Origin of the sequence: Polaromonas sp. YR568 (assembly GCF_900116715.1) — a bacterium.
Lineage (GTDB): Bacteria > Pseudomonadota > Gammaproteobacteria > Burkholderiales > Burkholderiaceae_C > Polaromonas.
Genome location: NZ_FPBM01000002.1, coordinates 416,252 through 435,729, shown reverse-complemented (window position 1 = coordinate 435,729; position 19,478 = coordinate 416,252). Strand labels below are relative to the sequence as shown.

Here is a 19,478-nt window from a genome sequence, read left to right as displayed (position 1 = left end):
AAAACCCTCCAGGTGACAAAGCCCTCCCGCTGCCCCGCCATCCTTATCGCTGCCCCGGCCTCCGGCCAGGGCAAGACCACGGTCGCGTGCGCGCTGGCGCGGCTGCACGCCCGGCAGGGGCGGCGCGTGCGCGTTTTTAAATGCGGGCCTGATTTTCTGGACCCGTGCTGGCACGCCCTGGCCAGCGGCGCGCCGGTATACCAGATGGACCTGTGGATGACCGGCCAGGCCGATTGCAGCGCCCGCCTGCATGCCGCGGCGCAGGAGGCGGACCTGATTATTGTGGAAGGCGTGATGGGCCTGTTTGACGGCGAGCCCAGCGCGGCAGACCTGGCCCAGCGCTTTGGCTTGCCGGTGCTGGCCGTGGTGGATGCGTCGGGCATGGTGGCAACTTTTGGCGCGCTGGCCTTTGGCCTGCAGCACTATCGCCCCCACATGCCCTGGGCCGGGGTGCTGGCCAATCGCGTGGCCAACGTGCGCCATGCGGGCATGCTGCAGGCCAGTGTGGCGCCGGACCAGTGGCTGGGCGCTGTACTGCGCAATGCCGCCATGAGCCTGCCCAAGCGCCATCTGGGCCTGACGGTGGCAGGCGAAGTGACCGATGCCATGGAGAGGCTGGATGCCGCGGCCGATGCGCTGGCCGACACGGCGCTGGGCCAGATGAGCCTGGACGACTTGCAGCGCTGGGCGGTGAACTTTACGGCTCCTGAAGTTTCTGCGCCTGTGGTGCCGGTGCTTCAGGGAAAAACAATCGCCATTGCGCGCGATGCCGCTTTCTGCTTTATCTACGCCGCCAACCTGGACACCTTGCGTGCGCTGGGGGCCGAGCTGGTGTTTTTCTCGCCGCTGGCCGATGCGGCTGTACCCCCGTGCGACGCGCTGTGGATTCCCGGTGGCTATCCCGAGCTTCACGCGCAGACCATCGCGGGCAACACTGCCTTGCGGGACAGCCTGGCTGCACACATTGCCGCAGGCAAACCGGTGTGGGCCGAGTGCGGCGGCATGATGGCATTGTTTGACACGCTGGTCACGCTCGATGGCCAGCGGCATGCGCAATGGGGTGTGCTGCGCGGCGAGGTGACCATGCAAAAGCTGCTGGCCGGCCTGGGCCCGCAGCAGTTGCAGCTGGCCAGCGGCACCGTTCGCGGCCACACCTTCCATTACTCCACCACGGCCACGCCCTTGCAGCCCGTGGCCCGCACCTCCAGACCCGACACCTTGCCCGCGCCGGATGCAGGCGAGGCCGTGTGGCAGCATGGTGCGGTGCGCGCCAGCTACTTTCACGCCTGGTTTCCATCCTGCCCCGAAGCGGTGGCGGAGCTGTTCAGCGCACCTGCGGAGGTGGCGGCATGACGGATCTGCTGCACTACCAGCCCGGCCCGCAGCGCATCGTCTGCCTGACAGAAGAGACCACCGAGTGGCTTTATCTGCTGGGCCAGGAGCGGCGCATCGTCGGCATCTCGGGCTACACCGTGCGGCCCAAACGTGCGCGTGACGAGAAGCCGCGCGTCAGCGCCTTCCTGAGCGCGAAGATCGAGAAGATCATGGAGTTGCAGCCCGACTGCGTGCTGGGTTTTTCGGACCTGCAGGCCGATATTGCATCGGACCTGGTCAAGCGCGGTGTGCAAGTCACGATCTTTAACCAGCGCAGCGTGGCCGAGATTTTCTCCATGCTCTACCAATTGGCCGCCATGGTGGGCCAGGCGGAGCAGGGCGCGCAGCGCATTGCCCAAATGCAGGCCGATCTGCGTGCGATGCAAGCGGCCGTCGCAGCCAGGGTCGCCGGCGGTGCGAGGCGCCCCAAGGTCTTTTTTGAGGAGTGGGACAGCCCCCACATCAGCGCGATCCGCTGGGTGTCGGAGCTGATCGGCATCGCGGGGGGTGACGATTGTTTTCCGGAACTCGCCGCCGAGTCGCTGGGCAAGAACCGCATCATTGCCGACGGCGCTGAGATCGTCCGCCGCAACCCGGACCTCATTCTGGGCTCCTGGTGCGGCAAGAAGTTCCGGCCTGAGAACGTGGTGGCGCGTGAAGGCTGGGATGCCGTCAACGCGGTGCGCAACCAGCAATTGTTTGAAATCAAGTCTCCCGACATCCTGCAGCCCGGCCCCGCCGCACTGACCGATGGCGTGGCCGGGATGCACCAGATCATCCTGCAGTGGATGGACTCTGACCAGGCCGGAGCGTTCCAGGCATGAACACGATGACGATTGCCCGCAGCGAACTCATCCTCGGCGGCCAGAGAAGCGGCAAGTCGCGCCGCGCCGAGCAAGTGGCGCAGCTGTGGCTGGCGCAATCCCCGCAGCACCGGGCAGTGATGATCGCCACGGCCCGGCCCTGGGACGAGGAAATGCGCGAACGCATCCGGCGCCACCAGCAAGACAGGGCCGAACGCCTGCCCGGCATGACCACGGTGGAAGAGCCGCTGGCGCTGGCCGAGGCCCTGGTGCGGCACAGCGCGCCCGATACCCTGGTGGTTGTCGATTGCCTGACGCTGTGGCTCACCAATCTGCTGATGCCCGCGCCCGGCCTGGAGCTCGAAGAGCCCGCCAGGACAGCGTGGGAACAGGCGGGCCTGCTTGTGAGCGCCATCGGCTCCGCCCCGGGGCCGCTGGTGCTGGTCGGTAACGAGATCGGCCTGGGCGTGATTCCCCTAGGCCGTGAAACCCGCTCCTTTGTGGATGCCCTGGGCCAACTGAACCAGCAGGCGGCCGGCGCCTGTGCGCGCGTGACTCTCATGGCGGCCGGTTTGCCGCTCACCCTGAAAGCGCCTTCGTGAACCGTATTGCCTTTCTCTTTCTGCTGCTGTGCCTGGCTATATCGGTGCCGGCCCGAGCCTTGCAGATCACCGACGACCGCGGCGTGACCGTCACGCTGCCCCAGGCGCCGCAGCGCATCATCAGCCTGCTGCCTTCGCTGACTGAAACGGTGTGCGAGCTGGGCCAGTGCCAGCGCCTGGTTGGTGTGGACCGCTATTCCAACTTCCCGGCCAGTGTGCAAAAGCTGCCCCAGGTCGGCGGCGGGCTGGACCCCAACATCGAAGGCATGGTGGCGCTCAAACCCGATGTGGTGCTGCTGGCCACCTCGTCGCGCGCGGCCGACCGGCTGCAGGCGCTGGGCATCAAGGTGGTGGCGCTGGAGCCCCGTAGCCACGCCGATGTGCAGCGTGTGATGCTCAAGTTGGGTCAGTTGCTGGAAGTGCGCGATGCCGCACGCATCTGGCGCTCGATTGACGCCGGCGTTTCGGCCGCAGCCCAGTCGCTGCCGCCAAGTGTGCGCGGCACGCGCGTCTACTTTGAGGTCAACCAGGGGCCGTATGCGGCCGGCGAGGCGTCCTTTATCGGCGAAACGCTGACGCGCCTGGGCGTGAAAAACATCGTACCGGCCAAGCTCGGGCCCTTTCCCAAGCTCAACCCGGAGTTCATCGTTCGCGCCAACCCCGACCTGATCATGGTCGGCCAGCGCAGCGCCGACGGCTTGCAGGCCCGGCCCGGCTGGCAGAGCATTCGCGCACTGCGTGAACAACGCGTCTGCATCTTTCCGACGGAAGAAGCCAATGTGCTGGTGCGCCCGGGGCCGCGCATGGCCGAGGCCGCGCGCCTGATGGCCAATTGTTTAGCCGGCAAAGCACCGGGAGCCAAGCCATGATGCAGGCCCGCGTTTGGTGGCTGGTGTGGGCCGGTGTGCTGGGCGCGCTGGCCCTGGTCGTGCTGGGCATTTGTGTGGGCAGCGCCGGGCTGGAGAATCTGATCGGCCCGCTGCTCAACCCAACGCTGGATCCGCCGCAAACCGCGATGGCGCAGCAAATCGTCTGGCAAATCCGCCTGCCGCGCACCCTGGGGGCCTGGGCCGCCGGCGCCTTGCTGGGCCTGGCCGGTGCGGTGGCGCAAGGCCTGTTTCGCAACCCCCTGGCCGACCCGTATTTGCTGGGCAGCGCGTCAGGGGCTTCACTGGGTGTGGCCCTGGCGCTGGCCGCCTTGGGTGGTGGGGCGGGCATGCTGGGCGGCGGCAACATGATGAATGGTGGCGTGGCTGTCAGCGTGTTTTCCAGCGCTCTCTGGGTGCGCCTGGGCCTGACGGGCGCGGCGTTTCTGGGCGCCGTGCTGGCGGTGATGCTCACGCTGGTGCTGTCGCGCGGCGTGGGCCACACCCTGCGCCTGCTGCTGGCCGGCGTGGTGGTGGGCGTGGTGTTGGGCGCCATGACGCATCTGGTGCTGCTGTTCTCACCCGAATCGCTGCAGGCCATGCAGGCCTTCATGCTGGGCTCGACCGCCTTTGTCGGCTGGACTTCCTGCGTGCTGATGGCCGGCGTCTGGGCCGTGTGCGTGCTGGCGGCGTGGCTGCTGGCGCGTGTGCTTGATGGCCTGAGCCTGGGCGACGCCACGGCCATCAGCCTGGGCCTGCCGGTGGCGCCCATGCGCGCCGCACTGGTGGCGGTGCTGGCAATGGCCACGGGCACCGCAGTGGCGCAAACCGGGCTGATCGCCTTTGTGGGCCTGGCCGCACCGCACCTGGTGCGCTCGGTGGTCAAGACCACGCACGCCCACCTGATGCTGCTCTCCAGCCTGATGGGTGGCGTGCTGCTGATGGCCGCTGACACGCTGGCGCGCTGGTTGATTGCCCCGCAGGAGCTGCCCGTGGGCATGCTCACCGCGGTGCTGGGCGGCGGCTACCTGCTGTGGCTGATGCACCGCAGCAGCAGCCTGGGCGGAGGGCGTGCGGCATGAGCAAGGACTTGAACTCCACCGCTTCCATCGCGATTGGCGCACAGTCCATTGCGGCCAGCCTCGGCCATGGCTTGCAAAAACAAGCCGTGCTTCATGACATCAGCCTCGACATTGCCGCCGCACGCTGGACCAGCATCGTCGGCCCCAACGGCGCGGGCAAATCCACCCTGCTCAGGGCGCTGGCCGGTGTGCTGCCGCACAGCGGCCAGGTCACCTTGCTGGGTCAGCCGATGCAAGACCTGCCGCACCGTGAGCGCGCCCGCCAGCTGGCCTGGCTGGGCCAGAACGAAACCTCGGCCGATGATCTGACTGTGTGGGACGTGGCCATGCTCGGCCGCCTGCCGCACCAGGCCTGGCTGGCGCCACCCAGCGCGGCCGACCATGCGGCCGTGGAGCAGGCCCTGCGCGCCACCCGTGCCTGGGACTGGCGCCAGCGCGCCCTGGGGCAACTGTCGGGCGGCGAGCGCCAGCGTGTGCTGCTGGCCCGGGCGCTCGCGGTGCAGGCCCAGGTGCTGCTGATGGATGAACCCCTGGCCAACCTGGACCCGCCGCACCAGGCCGACTGGCTGGACGTGGTGCGCGCGCTGGTGGCTGAGGGCAAGACCGTGGTCAGCGTGCTGCACGAGATCACCATGGCGCTGCAGGCCGACACCATGGTGGTGATGGCGGCAGGCCGCGTCACCCACCAGGGCGCCTGCGCCGACCTGGCCACCCACCGCGCCCTGGAAGACGTCTTTGACGGACGCCTTGCCGTCCACCCCTTGCAAGGGCAGTGGATCGCGCTGCCCAAAGTCAACACTCCTGCAAAGAAGGCCCCCATGCAAATTGAAACCCCACCCGTCGATTACGAACGTGTCGTTCCCACGGCTGAGCGCCGCGGCCTGATCATGATCAACACCGGCCACGGCAAAGGCAAGAGCACCGCGGCCTTTGGCCTGGCCTTGCGTGCCCATGGCCGGGGCAAGGCCGTCAAGGTCTACCAGTTCATGAAAGTGCCCACCGCGCGTTTTGGCGAGCACCGCTTGTTTGAGCAGCTTGGCATTCCCATTGAAGGCCTGGGCGACGGCTTCAGCTGGAAGAGCCGCGACCTGGACCACTCGGCCCAGCTGGCGCTGGACGGCTGGGCCAAGGCCGAAGCCACCATACGCGCCGGCGAGCACTTCATGGTGGTGCTGGACGAAATCATGTACCCGCTGCGCTACGGCTGGATTCCGCTGGAAGCCATACTCACCTGCCTGCGCGAACGCCCGCCGCATGTGCATGTGGTGTTGACCGGGCGCAATGCGCCGAATGAGCTGGTGGAGCTGGCTGATACGGTAACGGAGATGACTCTGATCAAGCACCATTTCAAAGCCGGTGTTCCCGCCCAACGCGGCATTGAGGACTAAAACCTTGTTTTCTTCCGCTTCCCATTCGGCATTGCGCATGCTGCCTTCGGTGCCTTCGATGGCGGCACTCGGATTGTTTTCGAGTTTTGCAATGGCGCAGGGCATTCAGCCCGTGTCACGCATCGTCACGCTGTCGCCTTCGCTGACCGAAGCCGTGTGCGCACTCGGCCGTTGCGCCCAGTTGGTCGGCACCGACCGCCACTCCACCTGGCCCGGCTCCGTGCAAGTGCTGCCCAAGGTGGGCGGCCTGGAAGACGCACAGATCGAACGCATCGTCACCCTGCGCCCCAACATGGTCTTGCTGGGCCCGCGCAGCCGTGCGGGTGAACGCCTGCAGGCGCTGGGCGTGCCTGTGATGACCTTTGATGCCCGGACCCACGCCGATCTGAAGCGCATGCTGCTGAAGCTGGGCGACACTCTGGGCGAGCCGGCCCGCGCCGCCGAGCTGGTGGCCCGCATTGACGCGGAAATGGACGCCGCAGCCGCCCGCATGCCCGCCGCTTTGCGCGGGCGTACCGTCTATGTGGAAGTAGGGGCGGGGTCGTCGGCGGCCAGTGAAAAAAGCTTTATTGGCGAAACAGTGGCCAGGCTGGGCCTGGTCAATGTCGTGAGCGGCGAGCTGGGCCTGTTCCCCAGAGTCAACCCCGAGTTGCTGCTGCGCCGCCCGCCCGACATCATCATCGGCCCGCGCGCCACCCTGGCCAACGTGGCAGAGCGCCCCGGCTGGAGCGCGTTGCCCGCGGTGCGCCGCCAGCAGCTATGCCTGCTGGATACCGAGCGCATGGATTTATTGTCTCGCCCCGGCCCGCGCCTGGGCGAGGCCGCCCAGATGCTGGTCGAGTGCCTGAGCGCACTGCCACCCCGTTAATCAGTTTTCAGTTTTACTTCGAGAACCACACCATGCAAACCCGAAAAATCCCCGCCACCATCGTCACCGGCTTTCTGGGCAGCGGCAAGACCACGCTCTTGCGCCACCTGCTGACCAACGCGCAAGGCCGCCGCATCGCCGTCATCGTCAACGAGTTTGGCGAGCTCGGCATCGACGGTGAACTGCTGCGCGGCTGCGGCATCGGCTGTGATGAGAACGGCGAAGAAAATGGCCAGCTCTACGAACTGGCCAACGGCTGCCTGTGCTGCACCGTGCAGGAAGAGTTTGCCCCGGTGATGGAAAAGCTGGCCGCCCGCCGCGACCAGATCGACCATCTGATCATCGAGACCTCCGGCCTGGCCCTGCCCAAGCCGCTGGTGCAGGCTTTTCAGTGGCCCGCGCTGCGCAACACCTTCACGGTGGATGCGGTGGTGACCGTGGTGGACGCGCCCGCCGTTGCGGCCGGAGACTTCGCCGACGACCCGGTGGCCGTCGATGCTCAGCGCCGCGCCGACGACAACCTGGACCACGAGTCGCCGCTGCATGAGCTGTTTGAAGACCAGCTCGCCACGGCCGACCTGGTGGTGGTGCACAAAACCGACGGTTTGACTGCCGCCCAGCTGACTGATGTGGAAGCCGCCATTCGCGTAGAAACCGCACCCGGCGTGAAGCTGGTGCATGCGCAGCATGGCCGCATCGACATCGGCGTGTTGCTTGGCCTGGAGCGCGCGGTGGAAGACGTGATCGACCAGCGCAAGACCCACCACGACGAGGAAGAAGACCACGACCACGACGCCTTTGACTCGGTGCAGGTGGCGCTGGACGTGACCAGCCGCGACGCGCTGCTGGCCGCGCTGCGCGGTGTGGTGGAACGCCACGAGATCTACCGCGCCAAGGGTTTTGTGGCCTTGCCCGGCGCCGCCATGCGCCTGGTGGTGCAGGGCGTGGGTACGCGCTTTGACAGCTACTTTGACCGCGCCTGGCGCGACGGTGAAACCCGGCAATCGCGCCTGGTGCTGATCGGCTCCGAACTCAATGCCGCGGTGTTGCAGGCCGAACTCAGCGCCGCGCTGGCAGCACCTGTCACGGCATAACGATAAAGAACACGCCATGCATTTGCTCTCCACCCGCCCCGGAGGCCACGTTGAAGACGGTGGCCAGGGTGTGGTGCGCGTGGAGCAAACGCCGGGCGATATTGTGGTGCTCAGCGCGGCCGACACCACGCTGTCACTGCTGGCCGATGCGGCCGGCGAGTTGGGAGCCGGCTTTCCCACGGTGCGCCTGGCCAACCTGATGTGGCTGCGCCAGCCCGCCTCGGCAGACATGTATGTCGACGACGTGCTGCGGCATGCGCGCGTGGTCGTCATCGATCACCTTGGGGCTGCCAGTGATTGGGCTTATGTGGTGGAGCGCGTGCGCGAGCTGGCCCGCGAACGTGGCCAATGGCTGGCCCTGTTTTCGGGTGATGCCAGCGAAGACCTGCAACTGCTGATGCGCAGCACCGCCCCGCATGAAGATTGCCGCCAGCTCTGGCGCTGCCTGCGTGAAGGCGGCCGTGACAACGCGCGCACCTTCTTTGAGTTGATTGGCCATTCCGCCTTTGGTTTGGGCCCGCGCCCCGCGCAGCCTTCGGCCTTGCCGCCGGCCATGGTCTACCAGCCGCAGGAAACCCGCCCATGGCAAGCCGGTGCACCCGCAGCGTTGCTGGTGTTCTACCGCGCCCATCTGCAGGCCGGCAACACGGCGGTGTTTGACGCCATGCTGAGCGCGCTCAGCAATGCGGGCCTCAATACCGTGGCTGTGGCCGTGGACTCGCTGAAGAACCCCGCCAGCCTGGCGCTGCTGCAGTCGCTGGCCGCGCAGCACCAGGTGGGTGTGGTGCTTAACGCCACCAGCTTCGCGATGACCGCGCTGGACGGTGATGACGTCGATAGCGTGGAAGGCACGCAGATGGACCCACTGGCCGGCGACGCCCCGGTGCTGCAACTCATTACCGCCGGCTGCTCGCAAGAGCAATGGCAAGCCGACCCGCATGGCCTGGCGCCGCGCGACCTGGCGATGCAGGTGGTGCTGCCCGAGGTGGATGGCCGCATTGGCACCCGCGCCATCAGCTTCAAGGGCCTGGCCTGGCGCGATGAGCGCACCGAGGTGGACGTGGTGCGCTACCAGCCCGAGCCCGAGCGCATGGCCTTTGTGGCTGAGCTGGCGCGCCGCTGGTGCGTGCTGAGCAGCAAACCCAATACCGGCAAGCGCGTGGCGCTGATCCTGGCCAACTACCCGAATGACGATGCGCGCCTGGCCAATGGTGTGGGTCTGGATACGCCGGCCTCCACCGTGGCCCTGCTGCGCGCCATGCGAGATGCGGGCTATGCCACCGGTGCCTTGCCGGTAAGCGGCGATGCGCTGATCGCTGGACTGGTGGCCGGCGTCACCAACAACCTGGACGCCAACGACGCCAGGCCCGCAGGCCAGAGCCTGGCCATGGCCGACTACCTGGAAGATTTCAACCGCCTGGACGCCGCGAGCCGCGACGCCGTCAATGCGCTGTGGGGCGTACCTGAACTCGACCCCATGGTGCGCAGCGGCCGTTTCATGGTGTCCGGCCAGATGTATGGCAATGTGTTTGTGGGCATACAGCCGGCGCGTGGCCGCGACCTGGATCTGGTGGCCACTTACCACGATGCCGATCTGGTGCCCACGCACAACTACCTGGCGTTTTACTTCTGGCTGCGCCGCACCTTTGCGGTGGATGCGGTGGTGCATGTGGGCAAGCACGGCAACCTCGAATGGCTGCCCGGCAAAAGCGTGGCGCTGGGCGCGGCCTGCTGGCCCGACGCCATCCTGGGCCCCTTGCCGCACCTGTACCCGTTTATCGTCAACGACCCCGGTGAGGGCAGCCAGGCCAAACGCCGCACACAGGCCGTCATCATCGACCACCTGATGCCGGCCCTGACCCGCGCAGAGACCTACGGCCCGCTGCAAAAGCTGGAGCGGCAGATGGACGAGTACTACGAAGCCCTGTCGCTGGACCCACGCCGTGCACATCGCCTGCGCGGTGACATTCTGGAGCGTGTGCTCAGCGAAGGCCTGCATGCCGAGTTGGGCTTTGCCAGGCCTGCCGACGAGGCCGCACGCAACGCGCTGCTGCAGCGGCTGGACGCCTACCTGTGCGAGATCAAGGAATCGCAAATCCGCGACGGCCTGCACATTCTGGGCAGCTCGCCGCAGGGCCGCCAGCAGATCGACACGCTGGTGGCGCTGGCGCGCTTTCCCGGCGGCACGGCGGCCGGGCAGCGAAGCCTGCTGGTGGCCCTGGCGCAGGATCTGCAACTGGACGGTGTGGACGGCTTCAGCGCACTGAGCCCGGAATGGGCCGCGCCGTGGAATGGCCCCTACCCGGCGGTGTTGCAGGCCGTGAGCACCGAAGCCTGGCGCCATGCCGGCCATACACGGGAACGGCTCGAGCTGTTGGCCCGGCAACTGGTCGCGGACCATGTGGTGGCCGGTGAGCCATGGGATGCCGCTATATGGCCGCACACCGCCCCCGTGCTGCAACGCATGCGCCAGGTGCTGCGCCCGCGCCTGGACGCCTGCGGCCCGCAAGAGATTGCGCAGTGCCTGCGCGGCTTGTCGGGCAAGTTTGTGCCGGCAGGCCCCAGCGGCGCGCCGTCGCGCGGCAGGCCCGATGTGCTGCCCACGGGCCGCAATTTTTATTCGGTGGACACACGCGCCGTGCCCACTCAGACCGCCTACGCCATGGGCGCCGCCGCCGCCGAGCGCGTGATCGAGCGCCACCTGCAGGACCATGGCGAGATGCTGCGCTGCCTGGGCCTGTCGGTCTGGGGCACCAGCACCATGCGCACCGGCGGCGAAGACATCGCCCAGGCCTTTGCCTTGCTGGGTGTGCGGCCCAAATGGGCCGACGGCAGCAGCCGGGTGGTGGACATTGAGGTGCTGCCCATGGCCATCAGAAACCGGCCCCGGGTGGACGTGACCCTGCGCGTGTCGGGCTTCTTCCGAGATGCCTTTCCCAATGTGATTGACCTGTTTGACACCGCCGTGCGTGCGGTGGCCGCGATCAGCGAAGAGGATGAGCCGGATGACGTGAACCCCATCCGCGCACGGGTGCAGCGTGAAGCAGCCGAGGCGCAGGCCAAGGGGCTTGACGCCGAGGCGGCCCAGCGCGAAGCCACCTGGCGCGTATTTGGCCCGCGACCCGGCGGTTATGGCGCCGGCTTGCAGGAAGTCATGGCCAGCGGCCGCTGGAGCGACGGCGCCGACCTGGCCCAGGCTTATCTGCGCGCCGGCGCCTTTGCCTACGGCCAGGGCGAGCATGGCGTGGCGGCACGCGGCAGCTTTGAGCAGCGCCTGGCCGGCCTGGACGCGGTGCTGCACAACCAGGACAACCGCGAGCACGACGTACTCGATTCCGACGACTACTACCAGTTTCAGGGCGGCATGGCGGTGGCGGTCGACCACCTCGCCGGTGCGCCGGCAGCGCTGTACCACGGCGACTTCAGCGTGCCGGGCGCACCACGCATCCGCACGCTGGGCGAAGAAGTGGCGCGCGTGGTGCGTTCGCGCGCCGTCAACCCCAAGTGGCTGGAGGGCGTGCGCCGTCACGGCTACAAGGGCGCGTTTGAGATGGCGGCTACGGTGGACTACCTGTTTGCGTTTGACGCCACCACCGGTGTGGTGGGCGACCACCAGTACGCGCTGGTGGCCGAGGCCTACCTGCATGACGACACCAACCGCGCGTTTTTGCAGCAGCACAACCCCGGGGCCCTGCGCAGCATTGGCGAGCGCCTGCTCGAAGCCATGCAGCGCGGCCTGTGGGAGGCGCCGGGCGACCACCGCGAGCGCATTGAAGAGCATTTGCTGGCGCTGGAGCGCCGGCTTGAAGAGCACGGAGAAGGACCTTTGATATGAGCACTCCCATGAGCATTCCTGAACTCACCATGCCTGTTGAGCCCGCCACGCGCGCGGCCTTTCCGTTTACCGCGCTGGTGGGCCAGCCGCAGCTGCGGCTTGCCTTGCAACTGGCCGCCATCGACCCCGGCATTGGCGGTGTGCTGATCAGCGGCCCGCGGGGCACGGCCAAGTCCACCGCGGCCCGCGCGCTGGCCGCGCTGCTGCCCGGCGCGCCGTTTATGACCTTGCCGCTGGCGGCCAGCCTGGAGCAACTGGTAGGCACGCTGAATGTGGAAGACGTGCTGCGCGACGGCCAGGTGCGCCTGGCGCCCGGCCTGCTGGCGCGCGCCCACAACGGCGTGCTGTATGTGGACGAGGTCAACCTGCTGCCCGACGCATTGGTGGATGCCTTGCTGGACGTGGCTGCCAGCGGCGTTAACACCGTGGAGCGTGACGGCATTTCGCAGCAGCACGCTGCCCGCTTTGTGCTGGTCGGCACCATGAACCCGGAAGAGGGCGAGCTGCGCCCGCAACTGCTGGACCGTTTCGGCCTCTCGCTGGTGCTGGCCAATCCGGTGGATGCCGCGCAGCGCACCGCGATCTTGCGCGCGCGCCTGGGCTTTGATGAAAATCCCGGCGCCCTGGCCGCGCAACATGCCAAAGAACAGGCTGCGTTGAGTGCCGCCCTGGTGGCGGCCCGCGCTGCATTGCCGCACCTGACCTGGCCGGACGCGGTGCTCAACCATGCAGCGGCCTGCGCGATCGCTGCCGGTGTGGATGGCATGCGTGCCGACCTGGTGATGCTGCGTGCCGCGCGTGCCTTGGCCGCGCTGCAAGGGCGCAGCGAAGTCACGGTGGACGATGTGGACGCGGTGGCCGAGCTGGCGCTGGCGCACCGCCGGCCCGAGGGCAGTGCAGCCCAAGCGCAGGGAAACAACAAGTCATCGCCTCCATCCAGAAACAATCCAGAAGGCCTGCAAGACCAGCCGCCTGCCGCGTCCGCGCAGCCGGCGCCCCAAGGCGACTGGGGCGCGCTGCCTGCCCAGCCCGAAGGTACTACCAAGGTCCGCGCCATGGCAGGGTGGCCGCCAAAAAAAGCCTAGGCCACCCCAGCCGCCGCCCGCGCAACGGGCCCGGCAGCTGGCGGTGGCCTCCACCTCACACCCTTTTGGCAAGTGCCGCGGCGCACCATGCACGGCAGCGCGGCAGCGCGATTGCCTGGCTTCCCACCGTTGTGGCCAAGGGGCCGGCCCCGCTGCAGCGTGAGCACCTGCGCCGCCAGCCCGTGGCGCTGCGCACTGGCCGCCTGCATTGCATCGTGCTCGACACCTCGGGCTCCATGCGCCAGCGCGGCCGTTTGGCGCTGGCCAAAGGCCATGCGGCTTTCATGATCGAGCAGGCCGCGAGGCAGGGTGACGATGTGGCGCTGCTGAGCTTCGGCGGCCAGGGCGTAGAGCTGCTGTTGCCGCCAGGCCGTGCGCGCGCCGCCGCGAGCCAGCGCCTGCGCCCTGTGGGCGGCGGTGGCGGCACGCCGCTGGCTGCGGCGCTGGCCCAGGCCGACCGCTTGCTGCAGCACAGCCTGCGTGTAGGCGGCCCCGTGGAATGCTGGCTATGGCTGCTGACCGATGGCCGTACGCTGGAGCAGCCGCAAGCCCCCTTGGCCGCGCAGCATCTGGTGATCGTTGACTTTGATGATCCGAAAAAGAACCTGGGCCGCTGTGCCGTCTGGGCCGCGCGCTGGCGCGCAGAACACCGTCTGGCACTGGCCTGATTCACCGAACCGCACAACGTAGTTATGTCCGATACCGAAATCATTGTCTGCACCACCTGCCGCCCGCAGGGCGCATCGCGCGAGCTGCCCGCCGACGGGTTGGCCCTGTTTGAGGCCGTGCAGGACGCGCTGCTGGTGTGCGAACTGGACACCGGGCTGCACAAGGGCCTGAAGCTTCGCGGCCTGGCCTGCATGAGCGGCTGCTCCCGCGCCTGCACGGTGACCCTGCAGGCCCAGGGTAAATTCAGCTATTACTTTGGCGACCTCGCGCCTGATGCCGAAACGGCCGCCCAGGTAATTGCCTGCGCGCAGCTGCACCGGCAGAGCGCCGACGGCAACCTGATGCGCAATACGCGGCCCGAGCGCCTGCGCGCCGGCATCCTTGCCCGGCTGCCCCCCATAGGCTTGAATGGACAGGCCTCGACATAAGGGCCCAAACTCACTATGTTTCTTTTTATTCACCCACCAACCCAAGGAGATCGCCATGACTGAACCGACAACGCTGGCCCACAGCCCTTCTCATGCCCTTAACCCCGCCCAGGCCGTGCTGCGCCCGCTGCTCGGCGCCGCCGTGCTGGGCTTCGTCGTGCTGTACGGCGTGGCCTTTGCGGAGAGCCCGCTGGCGCACAACGCCGCGCATGACGCGCGCCATGTGACCGTCAAACCCTGCCACTGATCGCAGCGCACTTCACTGGAGAACAGCCATGATTTTTCAACGATTGATCTGGGCCGCCCTGGCGGTGGCCGTGGTCGTGGGTAGCGTGCAGTCGGGCGTGCAGCAGCTGCAGGCCGTGCCCATCATCCTGGCCGCAGAGGTGTATGAAAGCCAGAAGGTGGAAGCTCCCGCTGCGGCGGCTGCGCCTGCCGCCGCCCATACGCATACCGATGGCGCCGCGCATACCCATGCGGGCGAGGCTGCCAAGGAATGGGAGCCGGCCGATGGCGCGGAGCGCATTTTCTGGACCTGGGTGGCCAACGTCCTGCACGCTTTCAGCATGGCGCTGCTGGTGTTTGTGGTGATGGGCTTTAGCCTTGCGCGCGGCAGCAACCTGCGCTCCCTGACGCTGGCCGCCTGGGTGGCCGCGGCGGGCTGGCTGACTTTTCACTTCTGGCCTTCGCTGGGCCTGCATGCGGAAATCCCCGGCATGGATGCCGCCCGCCTGGGCTCACGCCAGGGCTGGTGGGTTCTGGCGGCCGCCAGTGCGGCGCTGGCCTGCGGGTCGCTGGCCATGCTGCGCAATCCCTGGCGCTGGGCCGCCGCTGCGGCCTGGCTGGCCGTGCCTTATGTTGTAGGCGCACCCCACATTGCGACAGACCCTCTGGCCGGTTTCAGCGGCGAGGCCCAGACGGCCCTGCGCCAGCTGGGCACGCAGTTCATCTGGGCTACGACCTGGGTGTCGCTGTCGTTCTGGGTCTGCATGGGCCTGGCGGGCGGATGGGCCTTCCAGCGCTGGGTGCGCCCGGCATTGCTGGCGGTGCTGCAGCGTTCAGAGGCGCCCGTCGCGGGCGCCGTGCAAGCTCCTCAGTGAGTGGTGTGACGGGGGTGGTCTGCGCCGCTGTGGCGGGCCCGGCCGATGCGGCTGCGCCCAGCCACGCTTTCAGCGACGCTGAGCAGCAGGCGGTGTACCGCGCCATCTTTGAGCGGCGCGACATGCGCCACTTCAGCGGCGGCGCGGTGGCTGACGATGTGCTGCAGCGCCTGCTGTCGGCCGCGCACCATGCGCCCAGCGTGGGCTTTATGCAGCCCTGGCGTTTTATCCGCGTGCGCAGCCGGCCCTTGCGCGAAGGGGTTCACGCGCTCATAGAGCAGGAGCGGGTGCTGACCGCCCAGGCGCTGGGCGAGCGTGAAGACGAGTTCATGAAACTCAAGGTGCAGGGTGTGCTTGATGCAGCCGAAGTGCTGGTCGTGGCCTTGCCGCCGGGCCGTGAGCAGCATGTGTTTGGCCGGCGCACTTTGCCTGAGATGGATGTGGCCTCGGCGGCCTGCGCCATTCAGAACCTCTGGCTCGCGGCGCGTGCTGAAGGCCTGGGGATGGGCTGGGTCTCGATTTTCGACCCGCAGCAACTGGCCGCGCTGCTGCAGATGCCGGAAGGCAGCAAGCCCATCGCCGTGCTGTGCCTGGGGCCGGTAGCCGCCTTTTACGACCAGCCCATGTTGCAGGCCGAGAAGTGGGCGCGCCGCGCGCCACTGGCCGACATGGTGTTTGAAGACCACTGGGGCGCGCCTGGTGAGCCTGGCCCAGAGGCCGGCTGACGTGCTGGTGAGCTGGACACCCTTTATGGCCTCGCCGGGTTTGCCGGGCGGCCTGGCGTGGGTGCTGGCTTTGGTATTGTTGCTGGCCCTGTGGATTGACGAGCATTTCGGCGAGCCGCCTGCCAGGGTGCATCCCGTGGTCTGGATGGGGAACTACCTGCGCCTGTGTGGAAGCATCACTGTGCGCTGCCCGCCGGCGCCGGCCTTTTTGCTGGGGGCTTTGGCATGGTGGCTGGGCGTGCTTGCCGTGGGTGCGCTGGGCTGGAGTGTCCAGGCGCTGGTCTTCTGGCAGGTCAGCGAATACCGTGCGCAAGCTGACTTGCTGAGCGGGGTGGAAGCCGCCTTGGTCGCCATCCTGATGGCCTGGGTTTTGAAAGGCATGCTCTCCTGGCGCATGCTGCGCGAAGAGGTAGGTGCCGTCGAGCTGGCGCTGGCGCAGTCGCTGGAAGCCGGGCGTGAGCGCCTGTCATGGCTGGTCAGCCGCGACACCACGCAGCTCAGCGAAAGCCAGGTGCGTGAAAGCGCCATTGAATCGCTGGCCGAAAACCTCAATGACTCGGTGGTGGCGCCCATCTTCTGGTTTGTGCTGCTGGGCCTGCCGGGCGCGGCCGTTTACCGTTTTGCCAATACAGCCGATGCCATGTGGGGTTACCGCGGCATGTACCGCGGCAAAAACTGGGAATGGGCCGGCAAGTGGGCGGCGCGCGCCGACGACGTACTGTCATGGGCGCCGGCGCGCATCACTGCGCTGCTGCTGGCGCTGGCGGCAAAAGGCTTGCCGATGCGGGCATTGCAGCAGGAAGCGCGCAAGACCCCTTCACCCAACAGTGGCTGGCCCATGGCGGCCATGGCGCTGGCCTTGACTATTTCGCTGGGCAAGCCGGGTGTGTACAGCCTGAACCCCGAAGGGCGGCCGCCCGAAGCGTCAGACACCGGGCTGGCTCAGGGGCTGGCTTGCAAAGCGCTGTTCGTGCTGGTCTCTGTTGCGGTGGCCGCGCTGCTGCTGGTTGCGATGGCGACGATGGCGGTATTGGTATGAGCGCCAAACCTGCCACCTCCCGCATCCACGGCGGCCCCGACGGGCTGGGCCTGCCGCCGCATGACTTTTCCACCAACAGCAATGCCTGCGGGCCATGCCCTGTTGCGCTGGCCGCCGTGCAGCAGGCTGACGCCACCCGTTACCCCGATGCGGGCTACACCGCATTGCGCGGGCAACTGGCAGCCTTTCATCAGGTCGACGAGGCGAGGGTGCTGCTGGCCGCCAGCGCCAGCGAATTCATCTTTCGCATCACCACGCTGGCGGTGCGCCAGGGCGCGCGCGCCGTCTGGCTGCCGCCCATGAGCTACGGCGATTACGCACAGGCGGCTCACGCGCATGGTTTGCCGGTCACCGGTGAGGCAGGCGAGGCACAGTTGCTCTGGGCCTGTGAGCCTTCCAGTCCGCTGGGCGCTGCGCAGGGCGGGCTTCAAACGCTGGTCGACAGCCGGAAAGACGAAGCGTTCGTCGTGCTGGACCGTGCGTATGAACCCTTGCGGCTCAGCGCCGCGCCCTCGCTCTTGCCGCAGCAGTTGCGAAACACCTGGCAGCTCTGGACACCCAACAAGGCGCTGGGCCTGACTGGCGTGCGTGCAGCCTATGCGATTGCACCGGCAGGCCAGGCCAATGCGGCCGCTGCGCTGGAGCAGCTTTGCCCCTCGTGGCCCGTGGGTGCGCATGGCGAGGCCATGTTGCAAGCCTGGACAGGCCGCGAGGCGCAGGAATGGCTGGCCAACAGCCTCCAGACCTTGCGCGAATGGAAAGCTCGCCAGATCAGCCTCTGCGAATCGCTGGGCTGGACTTGCCTGCCCAGCGAGGCCAACTTCTTTTGCGCCCAGCCCGCCTTGCCCGAAGGGCTGAGCCTGCAACAGGCCCTGGCCGCGTTGCGCGCCCAGGGCATCAAGCTGCGCGACACCACCTCCTTTGGCTTGCCCGGCCATGTGCGCCTGTGCGTGCAGCCGCCCGCTGTGCAGGACGCGCTGCACAATGCATGGCAACGATTGATCGAAACAAGCCAATGACTGCAAAGAGTGTGATGGTGCTGGGCACCACCAGCGGCGCCGGCAAAAGCTGGCTGACCACGGCACTGTGCCGCTACTACGCGCGCCAGGGGCTCAAGGTTGCGCCGTTTAAAGCGCAAAACATGAGCAACAACGCCAGGGTGGTCGCGCAGGGTGAGATCGGCAGCGCCCAGTACTTCCAGTCGCTCGCGGCCAACGCTGTGCCTGACGTGCGCATGAACCCGTTGCTGCTCAAGCCGGAGAAAGACACGCAAAGCCAGGTCGTGCTGATGGGGCAAGTCAACCCGGAGCTCTCACGCATGGAGTGGCGCGGCCGCAGCGCATCCGTGTGGCCGGTGGTGGCGCGTGCGCTCGATGAGCTGCTGCAAGAAAACGATGTGGTGGTGATGGAGGGCGCCGGCTCACCGGCCGAGATCAACCTCAAGGCCAGCGACATCGTCAACATGCGCTCGGCGCAGCACGCCAACGCCGCCTGCCTGCTGGTGACCGACATTGACAGGGGCGGCGCATTTGCCCACCTGTACGGCACCTGGGCCATGCTGGACGAGGCGGAGCGAAAACTCCTCAAGGGCTTTGTGCTCAATAAATTCCGGGGTGACGCAAAACTGCTGGCCCCCGGCCCGCTGATGCTGCAGGACATGACCGGCATCCCCACCGTCGCAACGCTGCCCATGTGGTGGCAGCACGGCCTGCCTGAAGAAGACGGCGTGTTTGATGACCGCAGCGTGGCCAGCGGCGCCGTCAACCGGACGGTTGCGGTGATTGCTTATCCGCGCATCAGCAACCTGGACGAGTTTCAGCCGCTCAAAAATGTGCCCGGCGTGCGGCTCAAGTGGGTGCGCAGCCCGGCCGACTTGATGGGCGCCGACTGGGTGATCTTGCCGGGCTCCAAACACACCAGCGGCGACCTGGCCTGGCTGCGTGCGCAGGGGCTGGACCAGGCCGTGGCGGCGCATGCCGGCCGCGGCGGCGCGGTGCTGGGTATTTGCGGCGGCCTGCAGATGCTGGGCGAGGCGCTGATAGACCCGCACGGCATTGACGGCAACGCGCCCGGCCTCGGATTGCTGCCGGTGGTCACCGTGTTTGACGAAGCTAAAACCGTGCAGCACCGGCAAGCCGCTTTCACGCCATTGCACGGCTTGTGGGCGGGCCTTTCGGGTGTGGAAGTGCAGGGCTATGAAATCCACCATGGCCAGACGGCGCCGCATTCAGCCATGGCGGCGGCGGGCGATGTGGCGCACGCCGTGATGCCCGAAGGCCTTGCCTGGCAAAACCAGGCAGGCAATGTGCTGGGCCTGTATTTGCACGGCATGTTTGAAGACCCGCGCGTGCTCAAGGCGCTCTTCGGCGCGGCCGTGCCCACGCTGGACTCGGTGTTCGATGGCCTGGCAGACTACATCGGCGAGCATTTCGACGCGGGCTTTCTGCAGTCATTGATCGGCGTGCGCCAGGGTATCCGGTGACACACGGCCGGTAAAAATCACCTCCGCAGGCGCAGACG

General features: G+C 67.4%; 18 protein-coding genes and 1 pseudogene. All 19 read left to right on the top strand.

Annotated features, from left to right (window positions below):
• Positions 1-12: 12 nt before the first annotated feature.
• The 19 genes and pseudogenes from BM408_RS06370 to BM408_RS06280 all read left to right on the top strand — a co-directional run bounded on the left by BM408_RS06370 (position 13) and on the right by BM408_RS06280 (position 19,440).
• Entirely contained in the window at positions 13-1,353 is a 1,341-nt protein-coding gene (locus tag BM408_RS06370) for a cobyrinate a,c-diamide synthase (protein ID WP_092128054.1), read from the top strand.
• Positions 1,350-2,198 carry an ABC transporter substrate-binding protein gene (locus tag BM408_RS06365; protein ID WP_092128052.1) on the top strand — a complete coding sequence of 283 codons (849 nt, stop codon included), beginning with the start codon at positions 1,350-1,352 and terminating at the stop codon, positions 2,196-2,198. Before BM408_RS06370 ends, BM408_RS06365 begins: the two co-directional genes overlap by 4 nt.
• Positions 2,195-2,779: a bifunctional adenosylcobinamide kinase/adenosylcobinamide-phosphate guanylyltransferase gene (locus BM408_RS06360; RefSeq protein ID WP_092128048.1), complete on the top strand. Its 585-nt coding sequence runs from the start codon at positions 2,195-2,197 to the stop codon at positions 2,777-2,779. Before BM408_RS06365 ends, BM408_RS06360 begins: the two co-directional genes overlap by 4 nt.
• Complete coding sequence (locus BM408_RS06355; protein ID WP_092128045.1) at positions 2,776-3,648, top strand: ABC transporter substrate-binding protein; 873 nt, start codon at positions 2,776-2,778, stop codon at positions 3,646-3,648. Before BM408_RS06360 ends, BM408_RS06355 begins: the two co-directional genes overlap by 4 nt.
• Positions 3,645-4,727, top strand: a complete 1,083-nt coding sequence (locus BM408_RS06350) for a FecCD family ABC transporter permease (protein WP_092128043.1) — start codon at positions 3,645-3,647, stop codon at positions 4,725-4,727. The genes BM408_RS06355 and BM408_RS06350 overlap by 4 nt, the downstream gene beginning before the upstream one ends.
• Positions 4,724-5,521: pseudogene (locus tag BM408_RS06345) on the top strand (ABC transporter ATP-binding protein); the annotation flags it as partial. The gene BM408_RS06350 and the pseudogene BM408_RS06345, both read left to right, overlap by 4 nt.
• 24 nt (positions 5,522-5,545) lie before the next feature.
• Positions 5,546-6,115 (top strand): cob(I)yrinic acid a,c-diamide adenosyltransferase, encoded by a 570-nt coding sequence (cobO, locus tag BM408_RS06340; RefSeq protein ID WP_092128537.1) that lies wholly within the window; start codon positions 5,546-5,548, stop codon positions 6,113-6,115.
• A 4-nt stretch (positions 6,116-6,119) separates the two neighbouring features.
• A complete protein-coding gene (locus BM408_RS06335; protein WP_254774724.1) occupies positions 6,120-6,983 on the top strand; it encodes an ABC transporter substrate-binding protein in 864 nt (287 codons plus the stop codon).
• A 32-nt stretch (positions 6,984-7,015) separates the two neighbouring features.
• Positions 7,016-8,077, top strand: a complete 1,062-nt coding sequence (cobW, locus tag BM408_RS06330; protein ID WP_092128041.1) for a cobalamin biosynthesis protein CobW — start codon at positions 7,016-7,018, stop codon at positions 8,075-8,077.
• 16 nt (positions 8,078-8,093) lie between these two features.
• A complete protein-coding gene (gene cobN / locus BM408_RS06325; RefSeq protein ID WP_092128039.1) occupies positions 8,094-11,912 on the top strand; it encodes a cobaltochelatase subunit CobN in 3,819 nt (1,272 codons plus the stop codon).
• A gap of 8 nt (positions 11,913-11,920) precedes the next feature.
• Positions 11,921-12,997 carry an ATP-binding protein gene (locus tag BM408_RS06320; protein WP_092128533.1) on the top strand — a complete coding sequence of 359 codons (1,077 nt, stop codon included), beginning with the start codon at positions 11,921-11,923 and terminating at the stop codon, positions 12,995-12,997.
• 65 nt (positions 12,998-13,062) lie between these two features.
• A complete protein-coding gene (locus BM408_RS06315) occupies positions 13,063-13,665 on the top strand; it encodes a vWA domain-containing protein (protein ID WP_254774723.1) in 603 nt (200 codons plus the stop codon).
• Between the two features lie 24 nt (positions 13,666-13,689).
• On the top strand, positions 13,690-14,094 hold the full coding sequence (locus BM408_RS06310; protein ID WP_092128035.1) for a DUF1636 family protein: 405 nt from the start codon (positions 13,690-13,692) through the stop codon (positions 14,092-14,094).
• Positions 14,095-14,149: 55 nt separating this feature from the next.
• Complete coding sequence (locus tag BM408_RS06305; protein WP_092128033.1) at positions 14,150-14,341, top strand: CbtB domain-containing protein; 192 nt, start codon at positions 14,150-14,152, stop codon at positions 14,339-14,341.
• 28 nt (positions 14,342-14,369) lie between these two features.
• Positions 14,370-15,194 (top strand): CbtA family protein, encoded by an 825-nt coding sequence (locus tag BM408_RS06300; protein ID WP_092128031.1) that lies wholly within the window; start codon positions 14,370-14,372, stop codon positions 15,192-15,194.
• Positions 15,191-15,919, top strand: a complete 729-nt coding sequence (gene bluB, locus BM408_RS06295; protein WP_371326992.1) for a 5,6-dimethylbenzimidazole synthase — start codon at positions 15,191-15,193, stop codon at positions 15,917-15,919. Before BM408_RS06300 ends, bluB begins: the two co-directional genes overlap by 4 nt.
• A 25-nt stretch (positions 15,920-15,944) precedes the next feature.
• Positions 15,945-16,958, top strand: a complete 1,014-nt coding sequence (cbiB, locus tag BM408_RS06290) for an adenosylcobinamide-phosphate synthase CbiB (RefSeq protein ID WP_092128529.1) — start codon at positions 15,945-15,947, stop codon at positions 16,956-16,958.
• Positions 16,955-17,977 carry an aminotransferase class I/II-fold pyridoxal phosphate-dependent enzyme gene (locus BM408_RS06285; RefSeq protein ID WP_092128029.1) on the top strand — a complete coding sequence of 341 codons (1,023 nt, stop codon included), beginning with the start codon at positions 16,955-16,957 and terminating at the stop codon, positions 17,975-17,977. The genes cbiB and BM408_RS06285 overlap by 4 nt, the downstream gene beginning before the upstream one ends.
• On the top strand, positions 17,974-19,440 hold the full coding sequence (locus BM408_RS06280; protein ID WP_092128027.1) for a cobyric acid synthase: 1,467 nt from the start codon (positions 17,974-17,976) through the stop codon (positions 19,438-19,440). The genes BM408_RS06285 and BM408_RS06280 overlap by 4 nt, the downstream gene beginning before the upstream one ends.
• The last annotated feature ends 38 nt before the right edge of the window (positions 19,441-19,478 follow it).